This window comes from Rhizobium sp. BR 362, assembly GCF_036528765.1.
Lineage (GTDB): Bacteria > Pseudomonadota > Alphaproteobacteria > Rhizobiales > Rhizobiaceae > Rhizobium.
The window spans coordinates 395,235-418,452 of record NZ_JARWGH010000001.1 but is presented as its reverse complement, the minus strand read 5'-3'; the positions used below and the strand labels follow the sequence as shown (position 1 = coordinate 418,452).

Annotated in this window: 28 protein-coding genes; 17 read left to right on the top strand and 11 right to left on the bottom strand. The window is 53.9% G+C overall.

Going from position 1 to position 23,218, the window contains the following annotated elements; all coding sequences use genetic code 11:
* Positions 1 to 4: 4 nt before the first annotated feature.
* Positions 5 to 1,330, bottom strand: a complete 1,326-nt coding sequence (locus QDY28_RS02030; protein WP_331380033.1) for an HlyD family type I secretion periplasmic adaptor subunit — start codon at positions 1,328 to 1,330, stop codon at positions 5 to 7.
* On the bottom strand, positions 1,327 to 2,982 hold the full coding sequence (locus QDY28_RS02025; protein ID WP_331380032.1) for a peptidase domain-containing ABC transporter: 1,656 nt from the start codon (positions 2,980 to 2,982) through the stop codon (positions 1,327 to 1,329). Before QDY28_RS02025 ends, QDY28_RS02030 begins: the two co-directional genes overlap by 4 nt.
* Positions 2,983 to 3,111: 129 nt before the next feature.
* Between QDY28_RS02025 and QDY28_RS02020 the strand changes: the two genes are divergently transcribed.
* The 7 genes from QDY28_RS02020 to QDY28_RS01990 all read left to right on the top strand — a co-directional run bounded on the left by QDY28_RS02020 (position 3,112) and on the right by QDY28_RS01990 (position 7,292).
* Positions 3,112 to 3,276, top strand: coding sequence for a hypothetical protein (locus QDY28_RS02020; RefSeq protein ID WP_331380031.1), 165 nt, complete (start codon positions 3,112 to 3,114; stop codon positions 3,274 to 3,276).
* Positions 3,277 to 3,696: 420 nt separating this feature from the next.
* A complete protein-coding gene (locus QDY28_RS02015) occupies positions 3,697 to 4,362 on the top strand; it encodes a CPBP family intramembrane glutamic endopeptidase (protein ID WP_331380030.1) in 666 nt (221 codons plus the stop codon).
* Positions 4,363 to 4,432: 70 nt separating this feature from the next.
* Entirely contained in the window at positions 4,433 to 4,930 is a 498-nt protein-coding gene (locus tag QDY28_RS02010; RefSeq protein ID WP_331380029.1) for a hypothetical protein, read from the top strand.
* A gap of 394 nt (positions 4,931 to 5,324) precedes the next feature.
* Positions 5,325 to 5,690, top strand: coding sequence for a hypothetical protein (locus tag QDY28_RS02005; protein WP_331380028.1), 366 nt, complete (start codon positions 5,325 to 5,327; stop codon positions 5,688 to 5,690).
* A gap of 95 nt (positions 5,691 to 5,785) precedes the next feature.
* The gene (locus QDY28_RS02000) at positions 5,786 to 6,079 is read left to right on the top strand and encodes a hypothetical protein (RefSeq protein WP_331380027.1); all 294 of its coding nucleotides are present in this window, start codon (positions 5,786 to 5,788) and stop codon (positions 6,077 to 6,079) included.
* A gap of 40 nt (positions 6,080 to 6,119) precedes the next feature.
* Positions 6,120 to 6,914 (top strand): class I SAM-dependent methyltransferase, encoded by a 795-nt coding sequence (locus QDY28_RS01995; protein WP_331380026.1) that lies wholly within the window; start codon positions 6,120 to 6,122, stop codon positions 6,912 to 6,914.
* 129 nt (positions 6,915 to 7,043) lie between these two features.
* A complete protein-coding gene (locus QDY28_RS01990) occupies positions 7,044 to 7,292 on the top strand; it encodes a hypothetical protein (RefSeq protein WP_331380025.1) in 249 nt (82 codons plus the stop codon).
* On the opposite strand, the gene QDY28_RS01985 is transcribed toward QDY28_RS01990, so the two are convergent.
* Positions 7,289 to 7,726 (bottom strand): hypothetical protein, encoded by a 438-nt coding sequence (locus tag QDY28_RS01985; RefSeq protein ID WP_331380024.1) that lies wholly within the window; start codon positions 7,724 to 7,726, stop codon positions 7,289 to 7,291. The genes QDY28_RS01990 and QDY28_RS01985 overlap by 4 nt on opposite strands.
* Before the next feature lie 458 nt (positions 7,727 to 8,184).
* Here QDY28_RS01985 and QDY28_RS01980 point away from each other — a divergent pair, with 458 nt between their 5' ends.
* Positions 8,185 to 8,616, top strand: a complete 432-nt coding sequence (locus QDY28_RS01980; RefSeq protein ID WP_331380023.1) for a DUF4304 domain-containing protein — start codon at positions 8,185 to 8,187, stop codon at positions 8,614 to 8,616.
* 129 nt (positions 8,617 to 8,745) lie between these two features.
* Positions 8,746 to 9,195 (top strand): ribose 5-phosphate isomerase B, encoded by a 450-nt coding sequence (rpiB, locus tag QDY28_RS01975; protein ID WP_331380022.1) that lies wholly within the window; start codon positions 8,746 to 8,748, stop codon positions 9,193 to 9,195.
* 16 nt (positions 9,196 to 9,211) lie between these two features.
* On the opposite strand, the gene QDY28_RS01970 is transcribed toward rpiB, so the two are convergent.
* From QDY28_RS01970 to QDY28_RS01960, 3 genes are all read right to left on the bottom strand, one after another.
* Positions 9,212 to 9,526 carry a hypothetical protein gene (locus tag QDY28_RS01970; RefSeq protein ID WP_331380021.1) on the bottom strand — a complete coding sequence of 105 codons (315 nt, stop codon included), beginning with the start codon at positions 9,524 to 9,526 and terminating at the stop codon, positions 9,212 to 9,214.
* 357 nt (positions 9,527 to 9,883) lie between these two features.
* Positions 9,884 to 10,525, bottom strand: a complete 642-nt coding sequence (locus tag QDY28_RS01965) for a class I SAM-dependent methyltransferase (protein WP_331380020.1) — start codon at positions 10,523 to 10,525, stop codon at positions 9,884 to 9,886.
* Positions 10,526 to 10,633: 108 nt separating this feature from the next.
* Complete coding sequence (locus QDY28_RS01960; protein ID WP_331380019.1) at positions 10,634 to 11,209, bottom strand: nucleotidyltransferase family protein; 576 nt, start codon at positions 11,207 to 11,209, stop codon at positions 10,634 to 10,636.
* A gap of 181 nt (positions 11,210 to 11,390) precedes the next feature.
* Between QDY28_RS01960 and QDY28_RS01955 the strand changes: the two genes are divergently transcribed.
* The 4 genes from QDY28_RS01955 (at position 11,391) to QDY28_RS01940 (ending at position 14,811) form a co-directional block, all read left to right on the top strand.
* The gene (locus tag QDY28_RS01955) at positions 11,391 to 11,993 is read left to right on the top strand and encodes a hypothetical protein (protein ID WP_331380018.1); all 603 of its coding nucleotides are present in this window, start codon (positions 11,391 to 11,393) and stop codon (positions 11,991 to 11,993) included.
* A gap of 254 nt (positions 11,994 to 12,247) precedes the next feature.
* Complete coding sequence (locus tag QDY28_RS01950) at positions 12,248 to 13,096, top strand: PhzF family phenazine biosynthesis protein (protein WP_331380017.1); 849 nt, start codon at positions 12,248 to 12,250, stop codon at positions 13,094 to 13,096.
* A gap of 211 nt (positions 13,097 to 13,307) precedes the next feature.
* A complete protein-coding gene (locus QDY28_RS01945; RefSeq protein ID WP_331380016.1) occupies positions 13,308 to 13,868 on the top strand; it encodes a nucleotidyltransferase family protein in 561 nt (186 codons plus the stop codon).
* A 493-nt stretch (positions 13,869 to 14,361) separates the two neighbouring features.
* Positions 14,362 to 14,811 (top strand): hypothetical protein, encoded by a 450-nt coding sequence (locus QDY28_RS01940; protein ID WP_331380015.1) that lies wholly within the window; start codon positions 14,362 to 14,364, stop codon positions 14,809 to 14,811.
* A 30-nt stretch (positions 14,812 to 14,841) separates the two neighbouring features.
* Here QDY28_RS01940 and QDY28_RS01935 read toward each other — a convergent pair whose 3' ends face one another.
* Positions 14,842 to 15,612 (bottom strand): helix-turn-helix transcriptional regulator, encoded by a 771-nt coding sequence (locus QDY28_RS01935; protein ID WP_331380014.1) that lies wholly within the window; start codon positions 15,610 to 15,612, stop codon positions 14,842 to 14,844.
* Between the two features lie 40 nt (positions 15,613 to 15,652).
* Here QDY28_RS01935 and QDY28_RS01930 point away from each other — a divergent pair, with 40 nt between their 5' ends.
* The gene (locus tag QDY28_RS01930) at positions 15,653 to 16,255 is read left to right on the top strand and encodes a recombinase family protein (protein WP_331380012.1); all 603 of its coding nucleotides are present in this window, start codon (positions 15,653 to 15,655) and stop codon (positions 16,253 to 16,255) included.
* On the opposite strand, the gene QDY28_RS01925 is transcribed toward QDY28_RS01930, so the two are convergent.
* A complete protein-coding gene (locus tag QDY28_RS01925) occupies positions 16,256 to 17,317 on the bottom strand; it encodes a flagellin N-terminal helical domain-containing protein (RefSeq protein WP_331380011.1) in 1,062 nt (353 codons plus the stop codon). It lies immediately after the preceding gene.
* Between the two features lie 245 nt (positions 17,318 to 17,562).
* Between QDY28_RS01925 and QDY28_RS01920 the strand changes: the two genes are divergently transcribed.
* Positions 17,563 to 17,940, top strand: coding sequence for a VOC family protein (locus tag QDY28_RS01920; RefSeq protein ID WP_331380010.1), 378 nt, complete (start codon positions 17,563 to 17,565; stop codon positions 17,938 to 17,940).
* Positions 17,941 to 18,018: 78 nt separating this feature from the next.
* On the opposite strand, the gene QDY28_RS01915 is transcribed toward QDY28_RS01920, so the two are convergent.
* Together QDY28_RS01915 and QDY28_RS01910 are read right to left on the bottom strand one after the other, a co-directional pair.
* Positions 18,019 to 18,792 carry an SOS response-associated peptidase gene (locus QDY28_RS01915; RefSeq protein WP_331380009.1) on the bottom strand — a complete coding sequence of 258 codons (774 nt, stop codon included), beginning with the start codon at positions 18,790 to 18,792 and terminating at the stop codon, positions 18,019 to 18,021.
* A 205-nt stretch (positions 18,793 to 18,997) separates the two neighbouring features.
* Entirely contained in the window at positions 18,998 to 20,041 is a 1,044-nt protein-coding gene (locus tag QDY28_RS01910) for a hypothetical protein (RefSeq protein ID WP_331380008.1), read from the bottom strand.
* Positions 20,042 to 20,588: 547 nt separating this feature from the next.
* Here QDY28_RS01910 and QDY28_RS01905 point away from each other — a divergent pair.
* Positions 20,589 to 21,725 carry a hypothetical protein gene (locus QDY28_RS01905; RefSeq protein ID WP_331380007.1) on the top strand — a complete coding sequence of 379 codons (1,137 nt, stop codon included), beginning with the start codon at positions 20,589 to 20,591 and terminating at the stop codon, positions 21,723 to 21,725.
* A gap of 134 nt (positions 21,726 to 21,859) precedes the next feature.
* Here the strand turns inward: QDY28_RS01905 and QDY28_RS01900 are convergent, their stop codons facing one another.
* The gene (locus QDY28_RS01900; protein ID WP_331380006.1) at positions 21,860 to 22,414 is read right to left on the bottom strand and encodes a hypothetical protein; all 555 of its coding nucleotides are present in this window, start codon (positions 22,412 to 22,414) and stop codon (positions 21,860 to 21,862) included.
* 202 nt (positions 22,415 to 22,616) lie between these two features.
* Here QDY28_RS01900 and QDY28_RS01895 point away from each other — a divergent pair, with 202 nt between their 5' ends.
* Positions 22,617 to 23,141 (top strand): GNAT family N-acetyltransferase, encoded by a 525-nt coding sequence (locus tag QDY28_RS01895; protein ID WP_331380069.1) that lies wholly within the window; start codon positions 22,617 to 22,619, stop codon positions 23,139 to 23,141.
* Positions 23,142 to 23,218: the final 77 nt, after the last annotated feature.

Here is a 23,218-nt window from a genome sequence, read left to right as displayed (position 1 = left end):
CGTGTCATCGCTCCTTCAATCCATTTTGAATTGCCTTGGTGATGGGCTCAAAAAAATACGAGATGAGCCTGCGTTGTGACGTGACGACATCAACGGTCACCGTCATGCCTGGTGAAAACCCAATCTCCTTGCCGTCCACCCGTAGCGCCGACTTATCGAGCCGCAGACGCACTGCGTAGACCCACTTAGATGTGCCATTTTCCCGAGCATCAGCCCCGATATTTGTTACTTCGCCCGCAACGACACCGAAACGTTCGGACGGAAATGCGTCAAATTTTGCATACGCCTTCTGTCCGCTCTGCAAAAACCCCACATCTCTGTTGTCGAAAAAGGCCTCGATCTCCATACCGCCCTGGGCAGGGACAACTCCCATCAAGGTGGCACCTGCTTCGACGAAGCCACCAACTGTATGAACGGTCATGTTTTCGATGCGCCCGCTGACAGGCGAACGAAGTGTAAGATTGTTCAGTCGTTCCTGTGCAGCGCGTAATGCGGCATCGGAGCTGTCTCGGGCGATCTCCGATTCCCGCAGGCGGCGACGCTGCGTCGCAAGATTGTCGGAGATAGCAGCTGCCCGTTGGCGTCGTGTGGCTTCTGTCGATGCCGCCAGCGCGGAAAGTTCGCTTTCGGCCACCTGCGCATCGCCATCGATTGACCTCAATTCTCGGAGCCTATCGAGATGTTCGTTGCGGCTCATGACACCTTGATTCAGCAGGGTATCGGCCGAGGCAAGCTTTTGCGAGACGATGTCGCGATCTATCTTGGCCTTTTCTATTCGGGCGGTCTGCGCCTGCTGCTGTAGTTCCAATTGCTTCAATTGAGCATCGGTTTGCAAAATCTGATCTCGCAGGGCAACAAGCGTCGCACGCACAAGCGCTTCGCCTTCGGGTTCCTTCTCAGAGTCTGCGGGCCAATCTTGACGGAACTTTTGAATGCCCGCTGCGACAAAGCCTGGACTTGCAGGATCTTGGGCGGCCAGTGGTGTAACGATAGCGTCTGCCACGTCGGCATCCAGTGATTGCTGCTCGATATTGGCCTGTATGCGCTGAATGTCACTTTGAGCTGCCGTGGGATCGAGTTTGACCAGAACATCGCCCTCTGTGACTGCCTGCCCCTCATTGACGTTCAACTCGATGATCTTGCCGTCGGCGAGCGGCTGAACCACTTGAACACGCGATATCGGAACCAATTTTCCTGAGCCGCGTGCCACGACTTCGGTCTTGGCAACGATGCTGCCGCCAAGAATGACCGCAAACATGATGAGAAGAAACCAACCCGTGACTCGAACAGTAGGTGAGCATCGGGCCATAGGTGGTGACACCGTGGTCATTTGCGCTCCTGAAGTTTTTCGAGATCGACAATTTTCGCTTCGGCACCAAACAACTCCGGCCGATGGCTTATGATGGCCACTGCGCGGGATCTCGCCAGGTCGTTCAGCGTGTGAGTGATGATGGATGCGGATCGCTCATCCAGAGCACTAGTGGGTTCATCGACAATCAAGACGTTGGGATTGCGCAGGAGAAGGCGTGCAAGCGCCAATCGCTGTCGCTGGCCGCCTGAGAGCGCCGATCCATGCTCGCCGACATCCGTGTCCATTCCTGCCGGGAACTGCTCTATCATTTCAGCGCAAGCACTGTCCCTTAAGGCAGTTTGCATCTCATCGTCGGTGGCATCCTCTTTGGCTAGGAGAAGGTTTTCCTTGATCGTCCCCGCAAACAATGCCGGTTCCTGTGGGAGGTAGGCAACATTGGTCCTGACGCTTTCTGGGGTAAATCCGTCCAGCGCCTGATCATCGATGAAAACTGAACCTGTGTCTGGCGAATATAATCCGCTTATGACCTTCGCCAAGGTCGATTTTCCAAAGCCAGAGCGCCCCACGATGATGGTCGGCTGTCCAGGAGCAATTGTCAGGTCGAGGTTGTCGAGCACTCGTCGCTCAGAAGTGTATCCGAACGACACCGCTTCGAGGCGCAGGGTTGCCGCACCTCTCAGGACAAGTTTCTGTTTGCCAGTTTCGTTTTCGGAAGGGGCGTTCAGGACATCTCCAAGCCGAAGGCGGGCGATCTTTATGCCTTGCCAATGCTCCCATAACGAGGCGAGCCCAAGAATGGGTGCCGAAACATGTCCAGCCAGCAGATGAAATGCCACGAGCTGTCCAAGGGTAATGGAATTGGCCAATACAAGCATCGCGCCGAAAAACACGATCAGGATATCAAAGGCATTGCTAAAAGCATCGCTGATGATGCCATTCACAATGTGCAACCTGGTGATCTTGAAGCCTAGATCCAAGGACGCCGACATCGTTCCATCGAGACGTCTGACGTACCGTTCCTCTGCTGCCTGGGCCTTCACGGTTTCGGCGTTCCTAAAGGTCTCGATCATGCGGGATTGGTGCGCTGACTTTGCCAGAAACGATTGCTTCAGGCGTCGCCGTAAGAAGGGACCAACTATGGCAATCGCTATCATCTGCGTGGGTAGGATCACAATTATGATCAGAGTGAGCGATGGGCTGATCGAGAAAAGTGCGCCGAGGTAGACAAACGAGAACACGATATCGATGATAACACCCGAAATGGTTCCAGTGAGAAATCGGCGAATGGTCTCGATTTCACCCATGCGTGCGAATAGCTCGCCGACTTGCCATTTCTGCAGGGTGCGCAGTGGCAGGTGAAGTACGTGATCGTAAATGCGCCTGCTGAACTCGCGTGTTAGTTGATTAACCAAATCACCGCCGAGATATGTCGATACGGACTTAAATGCGCTCTGAAAGAGCGCGACAACTACGAGCAGAACAACAACGATATAGAGACTATCTTCCCGCTGAAATGGAAGAATTCTGTCGATAAGCGCCTGAAATACAAAAGGTTGAACAAGCCCGAGAAGGCGCAATACGACAGAAATGATTGAAAGTTCAATTATATGGCCAGTATATTTTCCGGTTGTCTTTGTGAACCAGGAAAATGATGCTGGGGATTCATCCAATGGTTGTTTTTCCTATTGAGGACCACTTTTGGGGTTGATTATAGCAGCATTTTGCACAGATATTTCCATCAGTGATGCATCACATAATGAAATTTCAACCCAAAGCGCAAGATAGGAGAAGTTTTATGGGTGGTTCATCTGATAGTGGTTCAAACAGCGGATGGGGCGGCCGGATCGGTGCTGCTGTCGGCGGCGTCGTCGGGGGAACGGCTGGCTCTGCGGCTGGTCCCATGGGCGGGCGGATCGGCGCTGCAGGCGGCGGGCTCGCCGGATATGCAATCGGTAACTCGGTAGAAAATAATATTAACAGCGGAGCCTCACCCGATTATGGTGGCTATACTGCCATGGGTGATTACGGTGGAGGTCCCGGATCCGACGGCGTTGGAGGCGTTAGTAGCTCCGGAAGCCACAGATAGTTCTCGGAACTGGCGGCAAAGGACATAGATTCTGGTTCTCGTCCGGGTCTATGTCCGATACTGGGGAGGTAACGGTTGAAGTATCTTAACATTCTCATACCCCTTGCCATCATAAACCCCCTTTTGATTTTTCTATTTCCCTTCGGCCTACGGGGAATTGGAGATCACTTCATTTACTTCGCCTTTCTCTCTCCAATTATCTCATTTTTGGTATGGGACTTCCTCATCAGCCCATTTTTTAGGCAACGATGACCCTAACCAGTCTTTGAAATTCACATGGCAAGGCGGCTTGTAGTTCATGGCGCAGTTCTGGAAGCGATTTCTGGCAGGGGTGACAACCATCTGTCGTATGATTTTTCTCGTCTGCGCCGGTGACATTGGAATTATCATAGGCGCAGTATTTGTGGCTTTTCTCACTACCAATATTGCCGGTATCGTGCTGTCCGCATCGGAGGTGACCGCGACGGCACGAACCGAAATAGCCATTGTCGTACCGATCTTGACAATTGACATAGTGCTTTTGGGGTCGATCCTGCCACGTATTCGAGAGGTTGCTCGGCCGGATCGCCAACATCGTTCACTGATCTATGCGCTGGTGGCGGGCCTAGTTTTGCTGCTCTTAAAGTCTGCTTGGCAGGGCCTGGACCAGGCAAGCTACAGCTTTTCCGCTACAAGCGTTCTTCTTATACTTACGACCTGCATGATCGCGCCAATTTCAGAGGAGTTATTTTTTCGTGGCTATCTATGGCTGAAGCTCCGGACTCATCACTACAACGACAAACTGATCGTTTTCTGTACGACAGTTTTATATATAATACCGCATGTTCCTAATAGTTTATCGGCATTCTTAGACTACGCGATAATCGGCATTTTTCTCGGATTTATACGATATTTTAGTGGCGGAATACTTCTCTCATCCGCTTTTCATATGGCTATGAACGTCATTGTAATATTCGGAATATGAATGACCAACGAAAGAACACGTATCACGGCGGAAGCAAGCGAGGAGCGCTTCTCGAAACGGGAGAGCAGTTGTGTCCTTGGGCTTTGCGTTCATTTTTAAGACAACGCTGCTCGCCTTCTTTGAGGAAGTAATAAAGTTTCTGATTGTATGGGTCTTTAAGCGAACGCCCTATCCAGTTATTGGCCTCTTCCCGTTCGCCGTATTCGAAGGTGCGTTGCAGTTCTCCGCAGTGTCACAGCATCTCGCGTTTCTGGGTATCGGATCGGAACTCTTGTCCGTCGCACTGGCCGTATATTTCTTGCTGTTCAGAAAGTTTTTTCACGTGGCGACAAGTTATGTATATCTGAAGTCTTCCCTGCCCGCTGCAGCTCTTGTCTATTGCACGCTATGGCATACCGCGTCCAATCTGATACCGCTGCCAACGCTTTCTCTAAACTATCACCTGCTTCTTCCGGTGTGGGGTGTTTTATCAAGCCTCGCTGCGATCCCGATATTTCTGCTCTTCCAAAGGATATTATCTCGACCAGCTTCGCCTCATGCAACCGACTCATTAGAAGCTCGTGGCTGATCTAGCCTTGGCCATCCGCTATCTTGGATTGAGTTATCAATTAATTCAACTGAAGGTCTCTCGCTGAATCTAAGTGCCGGAGTTTGACGAAATCGTGGGGACCGCCGGAGGTCACAACGCCTGTCATCACCACTGGTTCACGTGATGGCGACCTCAATATCGCTTCGAACGGGAGATCCCGCGTTTTTGTAACCAGCTCGTAATAAGCAGGAGTGCCTCGATCTGTCAGAGCGACGGCGATATTCAGCAGCGTATGATTATCGAGGAATCGAGCACCCAGCCGTTCCGCTACAATCTTGCCGACGGAATATTTGCCAGCCCCAGGCCAACCCATTGAGATGAATGATCATCTTACGCTCCGTTCGGAGACAACGGACGTATTAGCCGCCGTCGCATGATATGGGGTGATGAAGGAACGCGACAAGCACCGCCGGACACCATGCGCTGGCAGGAGCCAGGTATACATGAAGACCGGTTTGACATTCTCGGGCAGGTGACGCAAAACCAATACCTGCCCCAAGCCGAGCATTTTGGCTGCGCGACCGCCGCAAAGATCGCAACTCATGGTAAAAATATTGTTACGCCCTCCACTCACGCTGAGGAGCGGTTTGAAACATACGTCGACGACGCCCATTTCTGTGCCGCCTTTTGTGGGAGAGACGATGAGAGATTCGTAAACGCGAGTTTCGGTTCGCTTGAACTCAACATTATCAGCCAAGCGCTCGAAGAATGGCGGGCCTCGATTGGCATTGACCGATGATTTCGGTGTTGGCATGTCCTTGGATGCCGATACCATGTCGAATAGCAAACTGCTGAACGGAATAGACAGAGATCAGCTTTGAATTCGAGGCCTCAGTGGAAAGCGATAGCAACGGCAGAAAGATTTTCGAAGGATTGAATGAGGCGCAACGCCTCAAGATAATTGATCGCTACATAGTCCAACTTCGCTCCGCTTCGATAGCGATGGCTGCGGACGGACGTCTCGATATCGTTGAAATGCTGGACGATGTTGCCAACGACTTGGAGGCTAACGCAAGCGAGATTGCCTCCACCATGTTTGGCATCGAACTTTTAATGCAGGCGGCAGGTTTTTTGGAGATGGCCAGGGTGTTGTCGTCAGGCAGCGATGAGCCGACTACGCTGCATTGACCGTAGCGAAGGCGTCGACCAAATCCGCAAGGAGCAGAACGTGACCGCACTTTCCGAAGAAGATGTGGCTAGCCATTGGAACGAAAACGCCGACCAGTGGACGACAGACGTCCGCAGCGGGTACGACGTCTATCGTGACCATTTCACCCTCCCCGCCTTCCTCGATTTTTTGCCTTCGATCAGCGGTTTGGATGTGATCGACTTCGGCTGTGGCGAAGGTTCCAACACCAGACGGTTCGCCTCAATGGGAGCCCGGATGACAGGCATTGATCTGTCCGGAAAGATGATCGGCCATGCGAAGGAAGCTGAGGCCCGTCAACCGCTCGGCGTTCGGTACAGGGTTTCCTCCTATAACCAGCATACCGGGTTTGCCGATAGCTCCTTCGACGCCGTGCTATCCACAATGGCGCTCATGGACGGACCGGATTTCCCGGCTGCGATGCGAGAGGCGTTCCGGCTGCTGCGCCCGGGCGGATTTGTCGCCTTCAGCATCTTGCATCCATGCTTCATCACGCCTGGGCTGCAATGGCAGAAGGACGCGAGCGGTAAGACAACTGGATTGGTGGCGGCACGCTATTTCGATCAGACCAATTTCGTCGAGAACTGGCGCTTCGGCGCGGGCTTGAACAACGAAGACGTTCTCCCGTTCGCAATCCCTCGCTTTCCTCGAACCATCAGTGACTATTTAAATGGGGTCTGCGATGCGGGGTTTAGGATCAGTGAAGTCCGTGAGCCACAGCCCACGCCGGAGGCCTGTGAGGCGATACCCCGGTTCGCTCGATGGCGAGATTTGGGAGCGTTCCTCCTCATGGTCCATGCGGAACGCCCGCTGTAGTAACAGCATCGGCCATCGTTGGGCGGAGCATGTCGGGAAGAGAAGGACTTTGACAACGGGCTTACCCGTAGCGCCTCTCTACCGAAACCATCTTTTCAAAAGGCTCTTGATTGAACTGGGCATGGATTGATGCTCACCCGCCTTTTCCTGTTCAAACGAAGCAAACGAGGGCGCGGTTTCGGCGGTTCTGAAGTATCCATATTCCGTTGGATGACCGTCATCAAAGGGCGACCAGCCGTATTCGGCCTGAAGCAGTTCCTCGACGAGATAACAATTCACCATCGTATCGTCAGCGACTATGCCGCTGGTCACGTGGCGGAAGAAGCGCCGTTCGTCGCCGTCATTGACACCGTGATCTATAATTTCCTGGTCTGTTAAAAGGGCCGGTTGCCATTTTTCTTCGACGGGAAGCGGAGTGCCATTTTCAACGTGCCCCCGTGTACGGTGTATACTTTGCGTCGGAGTAGTTCCCCGTGCGCGAAAGCGGAATAGCCATAGGAGCCGCCGGAATCATAAAGGCAGAAAAAGATCATCCTCTCGATGGTCGGAAATGCGGACGAAAGCAAATGGTAGGAAGTAAAATCGTTTTTGAATAAAAGATCATCAGCAACATCCGTATTCATAATACAAATATGACTGCGTCTGAAATGTACGATGAAATCTCCCCTATTCCTGGGGTCAAACGTCGGATTTCTTAGCAGATGAAGTTTGCCTTCGATCTTCTGTAAATTGAGTGCAAAAGCTCTGTTCAAGACCGAAACGTCAAAATTTGTTATCGGAGCGAAAATAACTCCACTTACGGCAATACCCATGTTATTTCCTGCGTCTTCGGACGCTATGTTACCCACCTCGATGACAGCCTCTTAGAGAAGAGGGAGTTTGGCTTTTTTCTATCATTTACGGCCTGCAGCGAATATCCAAATTAAAGATATCCTTGTGCGCCGGATTATTGCGACCAACATGGCCGTTCCCGGTCATCTGCGTCGGCATTAGATTCTTTGACCGGCCTGTCCACCATAGCCGCAACACCGCCGAATGAATTTTCCCAACGGAAGTGCCGAAGTAAAACTCCCCACTTATGCCGAGGCGGACGGCAAGGAGAGATGGCCAGTTTTGATGGCAGCCGCGCGGTGATGGCAACGGTTTTCCCTGCTCTCATGCACGGGTAGACTGGTGTTGTGTAGCGCGGAGAGCGTTTATGCCTTCCAATTGACGCTGACGTCGTTTGCTGCATGAGAGGGATCGCTAAATGAGTGTATCGAGGACGGAGATGGTGCGCGAATTGCAGGCCTCTGTGGTGCCGTGCATACGTCGCACCGGCTTCACAGGTAGTTTCCCTCATTTTCGTAGAATTGGCGTGCAGTCCATTGATCTTCTCACTTTTCAATTCGACAGAAACGGCGGTGGGTTTCTCGTGGAAATTGCGCGTTGTCCGCCCGATGGGGTCGTCACCCCCTGGGGCGAACGGATTGGACCGAATAAAGTGAAGGCGTGGGATTTGAATCCGACTCGCAGAAGACGCGTCGTTGTTCGCGAAACGGGTCGCGTGGAAGATTGGTTTCGGTTCGACCAGCAGTCCCCCCACGACCTCAGTCTTATGCTGCTCGGCAAGCTAGATGCGCCCGACCTGTGGGATGGACTCGGACCATTTGGGCAACCGAACGAACAGCATCGGATGCTTGAGCATTTTCGCGAAGTATGAGTGACAGCCTTCTAAAAAGTGGCATTTGCAGTGTTCGCCATCTAATCCTTTTCCGGCGGGACTGGCCCCAAACCCAGCCCCGGTTCGGTCAAACCGACAAATAGCCTTGAAAAACAGGACGACTTCTCCATGACAGCCAGCAACCGCATCGTCCTCTCCAGCGACCACGCCGCCATTCAGCTCCGTCAGACGATTGCCGGTCACATCGCAGCGCGTGGCTGGGTGGCTGTCGATATCGGACCGACCACGCCGGAGAGCACACCTTACCCTAAGCACGGCGAAGCAGCGGCTCAGCTCGTCGCCTCCGGCGATTGCCGGTTTGGCATCATCCTATGCGGCACCGGTCAAGGCATCATGATGGCGGCGAACAAGATAAAGGGCATCCGTTGTGGCGTCTGCGGCGACACATTCTCAGCCCGCATGATCCGCCAGCATAACGATGCCAACATGCTGTCCATTGGCGTGCGGGTCGTGGGCGAAGGGCTGGCGCTCGATATCGTGGATGAGTTTCTGACCGCCCAGTTCGAAGGTGGGCGGCATGCGACGCGGGTGGAGATGATTGGGGCGCTGGAGGAATAGCGCCGTTCCTTGTTCGTCAGGAATTTGATCCGTTGTCCAGCATGTAAGCCGAGATCGCTTCAACGGTGCGCAAGGAGGCATGATGGCCCGCCTCTTTCACAGGTCCGACCGCCATGTTGTCGGAAGCGATCCTGTCGAGGTACGCAGCGGCCTCGTCGCTTGTTGTTCCCCCCAGGATCATGTTCGCAACGTGAAAGAGATAGGTGTCGTATTCATCGGCGGCAGTGCTTCGCCAGGCGACATCATCGATTTGGCGAATCCCTATGGGATCCCAATTATCCCATCCGATTTGGCGTAGTGCATGAATATCGACGGCGGGATGATCGTTCATGTGGCAAACTGGTCCGCTTTAAAAGCATCAAGGGGGCCACTTTTCGGTAAGCCCCTCAGGATCTCGACAACTCCTTGGACGAATATTCTATCCGCTAAGGGCCCAAATCCCAAGGATAGCATTGATCATCAATCTTTCCCGTCCAACTCCAAACTTGGTATGCGGCGGCATCGCTCACCTTGCCGACCATTTTTCATGTCCTCGCTGTTACGATCCACACCGAGGCGACCAATTCCACCCTGGACGGGTCGCCACGGCCCGCAAGTGCTTGCCGCAATCTAGGTTCGACCGCCGACTTGATCGAAGGGTTTTCGCGAGCGATTTTGCCAAGCGGTCCGACGCTAAGCAGCACGCGTGTCATTGCATCAACGTCACCGCTCGTAACCGCTTCGTTGTGAGCGTGATTGCGATGTCCTTGAAACCGGCGGACGCAAGAACGGTCCTGACATAGTCCGGGTCCGAAAAGCTAAAGGGGGTTTCGTCGGCTGGCGATTGAAACCCTGCCGAATGTAATGGGAATCGATCCAGTTCATTGTCTCGAAAGGGCCGCCAACAGCAAAATGCAAGCCTGCCCTTTGGCTTCAACAAACGATGGAAATTGGAGAATGCGGCTACAGGATCACCGAATGACATCACGCCAAATCGTGAGAAAACCGCATCCGCACTGCCGGATGGTAAATCCAGCACCTCAGCGTCAGTTTCAATCAACTGCACGTTTTCAAATTTGCTCGTACGCTGACCGGCGACCCGCAAAAGCGGTTCCGAAATATCTATGCCGTAGATCAGTCCGTGCTGACCGACACGCTCTGCCAACTGCAGGAGCGTTTGCCCTGTCCCGCAACCGACGTCGATCACTGTTCCCGCTGGCCCCAAATGCAGTTCATCCATTGCTCGCAAGCCAAGAGGAGAAAGCTGGCGGTCGATGAGTTCGTACTCTTCGGCCCAAGCCTTCGCATGCAGTTGCCGTGGGTTAAGGGCCATGGTGCTTGCCTCTGTCATCTATCAGTCCGTTCCAATTTTGGTGCCGCGCGTTTTCACTCGGAGCGCCGAGCGCTGCCTGTAAAGATCGGCAGCCCTTTCCTTCAATTTTGACTCCACCGCATGCCCCTACACCCAGCTCACGACTGTGAGATTTGGCCAGACCGTGATCCATCGTTCGACTTTCCGCTCATAAACTTCCCGTGTGATCTGCCTTGTGTTCGCACGGACAACGCCGCCGAGAAGGTCGGAAAGGCCGAAAGGGGCGCATAACTCCAGGCCGCCATCGTGAGGATGGACCCCAACCGCCGTCGCAGTAGTGGGGAACGTAGCGATGGCGTCGGCAGTCGATATGTATGGCTCGATTGGGTATCCGAACTTCGCCTCGTACCAGAGGTGAACTCGTGCCTCATTTTTCACATCGATCCAGATGGGCAAATCGGAGAAGGTAGTTCGGATTCGAGCGGCATGCTTCGCTTCCGCGTCCTCGGAAAGATCGCTCGCATCAAAATAGACGATATCAATGTCATTGATGCCGTTAGCTAGCGCAAAGCCGAAGGCATGGTTCCAGACGGTCTGAGCGATTGCACCGGCCACGAGCCAGGCGTCCGGAAGCGCGATCTCGCGCCAGCGCTGCAGCAGCGGTGACAACAGCTGACTTTCGTTAATGACGGCTTGCAGTTGCTGAAACTGATTATCTTCCATGACAGACCTGCCGCTGACCAATTGAGGTCGAGAATGTCTCTTGCCGATTGATTCTGCCATAGCCAGCCTCGCCTGCTTGCCGCTCCGGTTATTTTCTGGTCATTTCCGACAGCAGGTAGATCGTCCGCCTGTGGCACCAGAAAGGCTGCAGGCGAGCTGTAATGCGAACGGAGAAAAGAGCATGTCGGACCTTTTAGAAGCCCAACGACAGCTACAAGCCGAAGCCGATGAGGTCGTGCAGCAGCTAAGCCTTAACGAATTCCTTAAGGCTATCGGGAACCCTGCGCGTGTGGGCAGTTCCGCCATGGGGCTTATGGTTCAACGAGACATCGACATAACGGTGTCTTGTCCCAAACTGGATGCTGACACACTCGAAGCCTTCGCGGGTATCGGCGCTCGTCTCATGCAGATGACCGAGAGCGTCGTTGCTGTTCGATTTCGAAATGACACCGGCGAATGGAACACCGAACCTGACAAATATCCTGACGGGCTTTATCTTTGGCTATCGGTTCGAGCACGGAATCAATCGATGTGGACCATCGATATCTGGTTGGTAGACCAGCCAGACAGGCAACCTGATCTCGCACATCTGAAGACTCTGTTGCCGCGCATAAAGGATGAGGACCGCGAAACAATCCTACGGATCAAGAGAGCCCTGGTTGAGCGCTCGAAGGTGAGAGATAGGATTTCGAGCACCCTGGTGTACGAGGCCGTTATAGACCATGACGTTCGAACTTTTTCCGAGTTCGAGAGCTGGCATCAACAGCGTGCGCTAAGAAGATGAGTTCCTAGCTCTGGCGCAGGATATTGACCAGAGGATATTGACGGTGCGATTTGCCTGATTGCTGAGGGACGGAATTCACATCCATTTCGGTGACGAACGCCATTGTCGCCCTCGTTCGAATCAGCTCGGGTGCTTCACAGTCGAAGCGAACCTGGCCACTCCCGCATACCCGTTCCTTCCAAAGCGCGTCGACAGAGTTGCCGACTGCAGCCGCCTGATCTCTGGAATACGATCTGACACAGAAAGAATATGTTTTGACGAAAAGCCCCACTAAATTTTCATTCCAGCAAGTAGATGTCTTCTCATCTCAGCCCTTGCGCGGCAATCCGCTCGCCGTCGTTGTTGGCGCAGATGCACTGACAGACAGTCAGATGGCTTCCTTCGCCAATTGGACGAACCTCAGCGAGACGACGTTTCTTCTCCGGCCGACGACGGCGAAGGCGGACTATCGCATCCGTATTTTTACACCGATAGGTGAGCTTCCATTCGCCGGTCATCCTACTTTGGGGAGCTGCCACGTGTGGTTGGCGTCCGGTGGCAGATCGAACGAGGACGAAATCATCCAGGAATGCGAAGCCGGTCTGATCCGCATTCGTCGCAACGGCAATCGTCTTTCCTTCGCCGCTCCGGCCTTACGTCGTCGTGGACCTGTTGAACCCGAGATCCTGACCCGGGTTATCAGGGGACTGCATTTAGCGAAGGGTGCCGTTGTCGACGCAAACTGGGTGGATAATGGCCCGGGATGGCTGGCGGTGCTGCTGCGTTCGCGAGAGGAAGTTCTAGCGCTGCGACCGGATTTTGCAACCATATCCGGATTGCGGGTCGGGGTTGTAGCGCCGTGGAATACTGGAGAGGACCAGCGTGACGCCGATTTCGAGGTTCGCGCCTTCACGGCCGCCGGGTTTGAAGACCCCGTCACCGGGAGCCTGAATGCTGGTCTCGCCCAATGGCTGATCGGAAGCGGAATCGCTCCACCTTCGTATATAGCAAGCCAAGGTACCGTTCTCGGACGAGCGGGTCGTGTCCATGTTCACCAGCTGGGCAAGGAAATCTGGATTGGCGGTGAAGTAACGACATGCATTGAAGGTATCGCCACCCTCTGAAGTTCGGATCAAGATTTAAAGAGCTGAAGTGGGGGGACGCCCATCAGGATGAAGAAAACTCACGAAGGGCGGCAAGCGTCGAAGTGCAGTAATCTGACGCAATAGAAAGCATCCAACACGTAAAAAAGCTGTGCGCAATGCTTATTGTAGGCCTCAGATGCCGCTCGGGATGGTTACTACTTGATGGCAAGCTACTCGCGGCGGTGGATTCATGGCATTTTCTGAACAACACTTTGTCGAACTGATTAAGAGAAATGATACAAACCGTTGGCTGCTTGAAGTTCTTCCCGATCTCCGACTTCCGCAGGGCACTCTGACAGCAGGCTGTTTATTTCAAACCGTATGGAATCTCAAAAGTGGGAACCAACCGGATTGGGCTATCAAAGACTATGACGTTTTCTATTTCGACGCCAGCGACCTGTCGTGGGAGGCAGAAGACGCTGTAATTCAAAAAGCCCGAGAAATGCTTGGCTATCTCGCGGATAAAGTTGAGATCAGAAACCAGGCCCGTGTTCACCTCTGGTACCCACAGAAATTCGGTTCCCCTTGTCCACCACTGACGCGAGTTGAAGAAGGCATTGATCGCTACCTAATCGCCTGTACACGGTTCGGGATCGGCATCGGAAGTGGCGAGGTCTACGCTCCGGACGGGTTCGCCGACATGCTGAACGGCACTCTACGCATCAATCCAAAGAACCCTCAAATGGACCCATTTCTCAGGAAATGTCAGGACTACAAGACTAGATGGCCGTGGCTCTCAATCACGCTTTGAGCATGGCTCTTAGTTTCAACTTCGCGCAATAGGCCCACTTAGCTGTATGCTGCTCAGTGCCGAGCAGTGTATTCAGATCGACCTTTGACTACTGACCATTCTGTTGACGATTGGTGACGAGATATTGGATAGGGGTTTTATGCCCTGGCTGAGCCAAATACATTTGAGCATCAAAGATAACGCTGGACGCTACGATGTTCCCGTATCTGCTTCTTTTCGTCATCATAATAGCGTGTGGCCTCGTGAATGCTGTCGGCCCTGGGAAAAGCTTGGGGCCCAGAAACTACATTCGTGATGCCGAAGAAGCGCACAGGAAGGCCTATCAGGTCATATCCAAGAAGACTGCAAGGCGACAGGCCATTCTCAACCGGATTCTTTTAGTCGCGTTGATCGCCAACATATTACTTATAGTTTGGATATTTGGCGGATTTAGCGGCCTCTTCGGTCACCAGTGACGCGCCGCTGCCGTGGATTTTCAACAAGAGGAACAACATTGTCCGACAATTTCCTGCTGTTCATTTCAGACGATCCGCACTGGCAGCCCTCTCGTAACGACGCAGACAGGGCCGTGACGTTGCTAAAATTGATAGCGCCAAAGGCAGATGGCGTGGAAGCAAGTTTCGAAGACGACGTCACGTTCTACCACCCGGTTCAGAACTGGTCGGGCGTCGAGTGCAGCGCTTGCGGCGCGGATGCTGAACAGTGGTGGGAAAGCGCCATGGATGCAGCTTCTGCCAGTCGCTTTGAAAATCTCAACATTAAGACCCCTTGCTGCGGCACCGACGTTTCATTGAACGATCTACGCTACATCTGGCCCGCTGCGTTCGGCCGCTTTGCGTTGGAGGCTGCCAATCCTAATATTGCGGACACGACAAACGACCAGGATCAGCAGCTTGCCGAATGCCTTGGAACCCGCCTTCGGAAGGTGTGGATGAGAATTTAGGGAAACGCGTTTCCCGATACACTCCGCAGATTAGGTGTCGATCTTGGCACGCGCTTCCTGGGCACAATTTGCCAACGGCCAGGTTTTCATGCTTTTCCCCCCGATGCGTGCAGCAATGGAAATTGCAACGAGCTGCGATATCGAGCGTGCACCAAAACCCTGTTTCAATCGCTCCACGCGGTGCTCGATGGTGCGATGAGACATTTCAAGGCGCTGGCCAATCTCTTTTCCGGAATAGCCTTCGTAGAGCAACTGAAGGATCGCACGATCTATATCGTCAATGTCGGCGCTGGATCGAGGGACAGCAAGCGATAGCTGAAAATCGATGACGGCGATGCACCATCCGCCGCCTTTTTGGGGAAGCAGCAGCGACTCTAAAGCGATAAGGTGGCCTCCTTTTTCGATCATTTCCTTGGCTGAGACTGGCCGTTTCTGCCTTTGCGTTTCGTGGTATCGGAGGGCGAGCTGTTCCCGTGCGGTGTCATTCGCGATGGGCGCATGTTCAGCGAGTGAGTCGTACCCTCTCACGATAAGACAGTTTTCTTTTTCAAAAACGGCGAGAACCATGCTGGCCGTAAAGAGCTTTAGCGCCGAGCGATAAACCCGCTCCGGCAAGGCGTCGGCGTCGTTGGAAATCCAAGCATCCAACATTTCTCTGGATGCATATGCAAAGCCTTTCCTCGGCTTCATTGGCGAGAAATCCGCTCGACCGCCTGACGGCTCTCGTCGATGAACGGCGAAAACGACCGTTTTTGTCATCCGCAAGGCATCACCTTTGTCGGATGCAAATTTCCTTGCCACGCTCAATTCCTGATCAGCCCAAACCCGAGCGGCGGAAACGGTGGTTTTTGTCAACGGCAGCAAGTGGCAAGGAATTCGTATGAGAATTGGATACGCGCGGGTCTCGACGCTCGATCAACACCTTGATCTTCAGATCAGCGCGTTAAAAGCCTCCGGCTGCGAACTTATTTTCCACGACCGAATTTCCGGCGCTCAAAGGAAGCGACCTCGTTTATCTGTCGCCCTGCGAACACTTAAACGTGGTGACACATTGGTCGTTTGGAAAATGGACCGGATCGGCAGGTCTGTGATGCATTTCGTGAATCTGATCAGTCGACTTCAAAGCCGAGGCGTCCAATTTTTGTCATTGACGGAATCCTTTGACACGTCATCCGCGAGTGGCCGTTTGATGATGCACATGCTCGGCGCATTCGCCGAATTCGAAAAAGAGGTAATCCAGGAACGGACCCGCGCTGGTCTCGCTGCCGCCCGCGAGAAAGGACAATTGCTCGGCAGACGTCCATCGCTGAGTGCCGAGCAGCAGGCAGAGATTATCAAACTGGTCGCCTCCGGATCGGAACTACCAAAAGACCTGGCCAAGCGGTTCGACGTCCATCCGCGAACAATACGACGGTGCCTTATCCGGGGTGCCGCTGGCGATTGATCACTGGAACAGTGTCAAAATCGTCTGCGGTGCCTGGTTTGCGATATTGAGGGATTGGATCGCCAATTGTTGCTGTGTCTGTGTGGCGGCAAGCTTTGCCGAGGCCTCCTCCATGTCGGCGTCCACCAATCGGCCAACGCCTTTGTCGACATTGTCCATCATTGAGCGATTGAATTTATCCTGCAGGTCGACACGTTTCTGGGCGGAGCCGACGACGGACATGCCGCTTGTCACAGCCTGGATTCGTTCATCCAGTTGGTTGAGCATTCCGTTGTAATATTCGTTTCGGTCGAGCCCGTCGTGCGCAATTCGGACTTCCGAGTTGCGCAGCGTGTAGGTGTTTTCGTTTTTCTGAACTTCGCCGCTGCTGTCGACATAGGTGATCGGGTAAATGGCGTTGGCATTCCAGATTATGCCGTCGAGATAGCCCATATTTTCGGAGCCCGGCTGGTTCCAAAGGTTGTCGACGGTTCGGCCGTAGTTGATCATCGTCGTCGCCTTGGTGTCGATTGAGATCGTCAGAACCTGTCCGTTCGCATAGCCGGTGGGGAATTCAGTTTTCGAGCCGGGCAGATCGGGCTTGCTTGCGTCATTCTTGAGAAGGTTGACGCCACCAAAGCTTGACGAGTCGACGATTGAGCTGATCTGCTGCCAGTGCTGGTAAATTTCGGCATCGACCTTGGCGACCTGGGACTGATCGTAGGTGCTGTCCGGCTGATAATCTATCCAGTTTGAATAGCCGTCGGTCGCTGGTGGTGGCAGGCTTTGCGCGGTGATCACCAGGTTGCGGATGGTGGTAAGTTCCGCTCGGATACTGTCCATTCCGTTATAGGTGGTGTCGAGCACCGCCTTCGCAAAGCCGATACTGTCTGAAACGGATTGCATCGCGCCCTTGTCGGATCGCATTGTCGTGGCAATCGACCAATAAGCGGCATTGTCCGAGGCTTTTGCCACGCGTAGGCCGGAGGAGACCTGCTGCTGCGTTTTCGTCAAGTCGCCACCGACCGCCTGCAGGGTCCGCAAGGCAACCATGGCTCCGCTATTAGTGATGATCGATGTCATGATGGCCGCCACTGAAAATTCGGCTTCATCATGAAGCAACAACCTATGGCGTTATTTTTCGTGCATGCTACGTTAACGAAGCGCCCAAAATCAGAGGGGGAAACTACCCTGACGGACCTAATTGCGTTGCTTAAATCGGTGTCGCCAATAAGGTTTTCACCACAACCTGTTGGCCATTTTAAAGTGCCGCTGGTGGAGCTTCCGATAGCGCCTAATTGCATCGCGCTCGAAAGAGGAGGCACCGATTGCAACTGAGATTGGAGCTGTTCGTCAAAGCGCCTGAGACATCGCTCGATTTCTATCGACGGGTTCTGGGCTTCGAAGTGCAGGGCTCGGCAAGCGCCGAATACACCATGCTGACGAACGGTGACGCGGTAATCGCGATCAATTCGCGAAGCGTCCTTTCGAGCGATCATCCGCTTCGGGTTGAAACCGGCGAGAGAGCTGGGATCGGGGTCGAGATCGTCTTGAGCGTCGATGACGTTGAGGATGCCTATCGCATAGCGAAAGCGAGCGGCTGGCCAGTTTCCGATCTTGCTCTGCAGCCTTGGGGGCTGCGAGACTTTCGCCTTTCCGATCCCGACGGATATTATGTCAGAGTGACCAGTCGGCATTCGAGCTGATGGCTAGTATGGCGACAAAACAGCTTTCAATCGATCCGCCCGCGACTTCGATGCAGCAAGGAAATCTCGTCACGTGGTTTAGAGCAACGTTGCCTGCGACACCGGCTCCCCGGAGCTGGTGACGATGGTCGAACCGTACGATTCCCGTGACGACACCATGATCATATCGTTTGGAAGTGGCCGGGCTAGGGTCTTCGCTTCCTCCCATGGTGCCCGCATCCAGACATCCGTTTCTTCTTTCGTCAGGAGCAAAACCGGCATCGCCTTTAGATGGATTGGCTTGACGACGTCGTTGGGATCGGTCGTCAAGAAGGCATGGAGGTCGTCGGTCGTCAGGCCGTCCTTGACCTTCCTGACGCTCGTCCACTGGGGAACGTGGACGCCTGCAAAAAACATCAGCGGCTTGCTCTCATCGCGAGCGAACCAGGCGTTTGGCGTGTTGCCACCCTCTTCCTTGCTGGCAGGGTCCGGCTCGGCAAAGCTGGTCACCGGCACGATGCATCTATTCTCGACGCCGAACCATTTCTTCCAATGTGGGAGGTTGAGATTTCGGATGTTGGTGACGCCTTTGTCTGGCTCCATCCGGATGAGCATATCCATGTCAACCGGCTTGCCCTTCTGCCGCAGTTTCTCGGCTCGGGCTTCAGCCGCTTGCTTGATCGCGAAAAACGGCGACGGCAATCCCCACCGCGCATGCGCAAGCTGCTTGCGGCCATCGGCTGTGTTGCGAACGATTGGCCCCATCTGATCCGGGTTCATCTGATAGGCGGGCATCAGGTTGATCAGGCTCTCAGCGTCCTGAGCCCATTTGGCGACCCAGTCCTTGTCCTCCATGCGATAGAGATTGCACATGCTCGCAACGACCTCCCATTTCGCGTTGCGGACAGCCTATGCATTTAGAAGAGGACGTCAAATTCTCGCGAAGCCAAACGCGCCTCCGAGGGCGTCACTTTCCCTGCTCAGCTTGACGCTCGCCCACCAGATAGCAGCGTGCGAAGCCCGTAGATGATGACCTCGTGCTGAGGAATGACATCCCTGTCGAAGGTCAACCAGCAATTCATGGTTTTAGAGAATTGAAGATCGCTCTGGCATGGGCTGAGATGGTAGCCGACTGCGTCATGAAAAAATCCGTCGTGCTCCTGAAATCGTACGAGATGGCGAGCTGGTCTGATAACTGCTCGGTGGCGATGCAATAGAGCCAGGGTTGGCTCTTAGAATGAAAATCCCGGCATCGGGCGAAATATCCGTCCGGCCGCATCAGGTAGAAGTCATTTTGGGAGCCATAGGTTCTGAGGCCATCGGGCCTTACGATGGCCTGGTTTTTCAACATGGCCTCGCGTTCGCGGGCCGACGGATCAAAGCCCCGGGCCTTAACGGAAACCGTCATCTTCACCGGCTTATCAGGAATAACCTCTGTCGAGATCAGGTGGCAGGCCATTTCGGCCCATGGATATTCAGGATGTGGGCGCGAGCAGAACGGTCGTTTGGTCTCCATCTCTCTTCGCGACGGGTAGCCATCCAACATGAAGACCACTGATTTCAAAGTCGCGCCGCCTCCATCCGCCTCCCTGCAGAAGGAGCGTGCATCTGGATTGCTCCAAAGAATGTAATGGTCGTCGTTCATTCCATCGCCGTAGAGGAAAATACCGGGCGCGACCGGAATCGCGACGTCGACATCGGCGATCCGCGCCGGATGCAGATCGTCCAAGCATGCGGCAGCAGGTGGCGCATAGTGAGCTTCTCTGATTTTCTGCTGGGACCAGGTGACCGCGAAATAGCTGCCGAAGCCTAAGATGAAGACGGTAGGAAGCACGTACATGGCCCGCAGCGCCTGCGATTGGGTCGTGCGGCCGATCAGCACAATTCCGCTCGCTACAAACCCGCTGGCGGCCCCAATCATCACGAAGACGACGAGGAGAATCCCCAACGCCACGCCAGGTCCGTCGGAGGCAGTGACACTTGCGTATTCGATTTTGGCCAAAACTGCCGCAACGATCCCAGCGAGAAGGAGCAGCCACCAACGCCACCAGAAACAAAGGAATAGGAAGCCAATGGCGTAGGCCGGACCTACAAAACTGAGAAAGTGCCCAAGGTTCTGCATGAGGTCATGGTGCTCGCTGATATGAGCACCCTATCGCATCAACCTGGAGAGGAATCGTGAAGAACATCGGTTAAATTGCACGCAAACGGTGTCCACAGTCATGATGAGCAGCGGAGCCTCCGAAAAACATGATCCTCGCTCAACCAGCCCAGACCGCAATGGCAGCATTCCGCCCGACGCTGCCATGTGGCGATCATGGTGGGACCGACCGCTTTGTGCGCAGAAGCGCATTTCGGCCGCGACATTCGACGGCGATGAGAGACTACTTCTGCTGATTGACGATGAAGATAGTGGAAGTGTATTTGGCTGACTATTGCGGGTTGCGGGGTCTATCTTGAATATCAACATGTCTTTGAAGTGTAATGAATGCTCAAATCAGACGAACTGTCGCGTCGGTCTGAGTAATCGCGACGTGCAGCCCTTAAAGTTTTCTTGCAAGAAATGCGGGACGCTTATCGGAATTTGTGTAACTGCTAAAAGCGCAGACACTCTCGACAATCGAGCTATCGCAGCAATCCGAGCAGCCAAGAATCTGCGAGATGTACATTTGAATCAAGGAGTTAACTGGACGATTACAAATGCATCTGAAGTGGCCTTAGAAGGAATGTTCGATGCGAAGCTGGACTTCGTGGACCTACATCTGGACTTTCCAGTTGTCTTTGGAACCTACATTCCGGGGAACACACCCTACATGCAGGCTGTTGGCCGTTCGAGCAGTCGAATGGCCGCCTTCCACCGTGAGAGGCTGGGCTTAATCAATGACCAGTATAAGAAGTATCCACAGGTCGTCGAGCTAATTTCCAAGTATACGAGGGGCTTTTACGGACCATTCAGTGATTACGCGAAAAAGCGTTTCAAGGTTCACGTGAGATCGCAAAAGATGGAGGACATTAATGCGGCCCTCTACACTGTCGTTAGCGGTTACGTTTTACCTTTCACCTTGCCTGACGACAGCCAGGCACTTGTCAGAAAATTTACCGGAACCGCTGTCGATCTCATGCAGAACAAGAAAGCCGCAATGGCCGCATTCCTGCAGGAGCTTTTCGATACGGATTTCCTGACGAGCCTCCAGCGTGATTGCTTGAAGGTTTATAAGCCGATCTTCGACGCAGAATTGCCGCTGCGGCCCGCCCTCTTCCTGGATGTCGACAGCACGTACGCTGCTGGAAAAACGGCAATGCGCGTCAGCTCTCAGGATTTCACCGAGTACCGCGAGGTCTACAAGGACATGGCGGAAGTCTTGAACCGCCAACTGGTGCTGGTGGCTGGTGTGGGCAACCTCATCGAACGTGGAGACCACAACACCTTCGCGGTGAGGACCAGCAAAATCGGAAAGCAGCTGTCACCTGCATCATTAGACGAATATGCCGACGTAGCCTTGGGAAATAAGCTGCAAGACCTAGACAGCAGATGGCATACCATCGACCCGCTTGCTCATGACAACGAGCTGAGGAATGCCATCGCGCACAACAAAATTGACTACGACGATGTAACACAGGTCATCACCTATTACCCGAAACTGGAGGGTATGGAGCGGGAGAAGAAGCGAGAAATTCAGCTTCTCGATTACATGCACCGCCTGCTCGCGCTTTTCCGCGAAGTGCACCGTCTCCACCACCTCGTAAAGTGTCTCAATTATGCACTGCTGATCGAACCTGGTGCGAGCATGGTGAAACGCCCATAGCCGCCACCTCCTCCTCTTCCGGCCGCGCCAAAGCGGTCACTCATCCGGCCTGGCGCAGATTTCTTCTCTAGGCGGATACCGTTGAAAAACTCGGACGCGCCAGCCGCCATGGTCGTGACGCGGGGCCCCCTCCTTCAAGGGGTGTAAAAAGCGCCTCCGAAGGTCCATGGACTCCAGTAGCGAGCGTCAAAGTTTATCTCGCAATGGATGCTGTGACCGTCGAACACTGACCACTGATAGGTGGCGAGCACTCGGGATTGCCACTTATATGCGGTGCGCTGTTTCAGGTAGAGAAATCCCGTCGTCATATCGAAACCCGGAGCAGGGTCGTTAGAAGACCCACCATCTACCAGCTTTGTCTGCACATCGCGAAACGGAGGTATGCCCGTCTTCGGGTCAAACTCCACAATCTCGATTTGCCATGCAGCAAGCACGGGGCATCCGTTATCCGGTGGAGAGGGATGCATTTCGCTGTGTGACATGAAATAGACTGTTGATGTCCTCGCCTTGCCATACGGAGGAATGACCTTGCCGACATCATCAAACTGGTTGGTATGGACGTTGAAAGGGGACCAATAGTCTCTTGGGTGAACTCGCCTGGACTGAACAGCGCCAGGTAGGAGATCAGCGGCGGAAGCCGTTAGCGGCAGGATTGTCAGCAAAGCCGTGATAAAGGCGACCTTCCGCATGAGAGTTGCCTCCGAGTTTCAATATTATCTCGGCAATGGGCTTAATTGTCACTACCGGCCCAACAGCCATTTTCATAACGGCGGGGTCGTCTGCGAAGCGGACGAAGGCGATTTCGGCCACCCGCCCTTGCGGTCATTGCCAGTGTCACTCTACGTACCTAGCTTCACAACGAACTGTGTCGGACCAACAGAGGGGAGCGAGGTGGAAACTGCGAATCAAGACATATCGGGTCAAGTCGAGATCGTGGCGACGACTGCTCATCACATTCAGGGCTTCCATAAGGCGCTAGACGCGGTCGCAAAAGAGAGAAGGTACCTGACAATGCTGGAGGCGTTTCCGCTCCCGGAAACCCGTGAGTTCGTCCTCAAAATGATCCAACAAGGCAATCCTCATGTCGTCGCCACGGCGGGAAATCTCGTAGTTGGCTGGTGCGATATCTCGCGTCACTTCTTCCCCGCGCACGCCCATCGCGGAACTTTGGCTATGGGGATCATTCCTGCCTACAGAGGCCGTGGTATCGGGAATCGCTTGATTGCAGCCGCGCTAGATCAAGCGAGGAAAGCAGCGTTTATTCGCATCGAGTTGTCGGTTCATGCAGATAACCTACCGGCAATCGGCCTTTACGAGAAAATTGGCTTCGTCAGGGAGGGCGTTCAACGACGCAGTGTCCTCATCGATGGTCGTTTCATTGATACTGTGAACATGGCGCTGATGCTTGACGAGTAACGACCGCTGATGGCGAGACGCGAAGCTGCCATTCAAAAATCGTTCTCAGCCGCGCGGCAGCCCGCAGTGTCAACCTT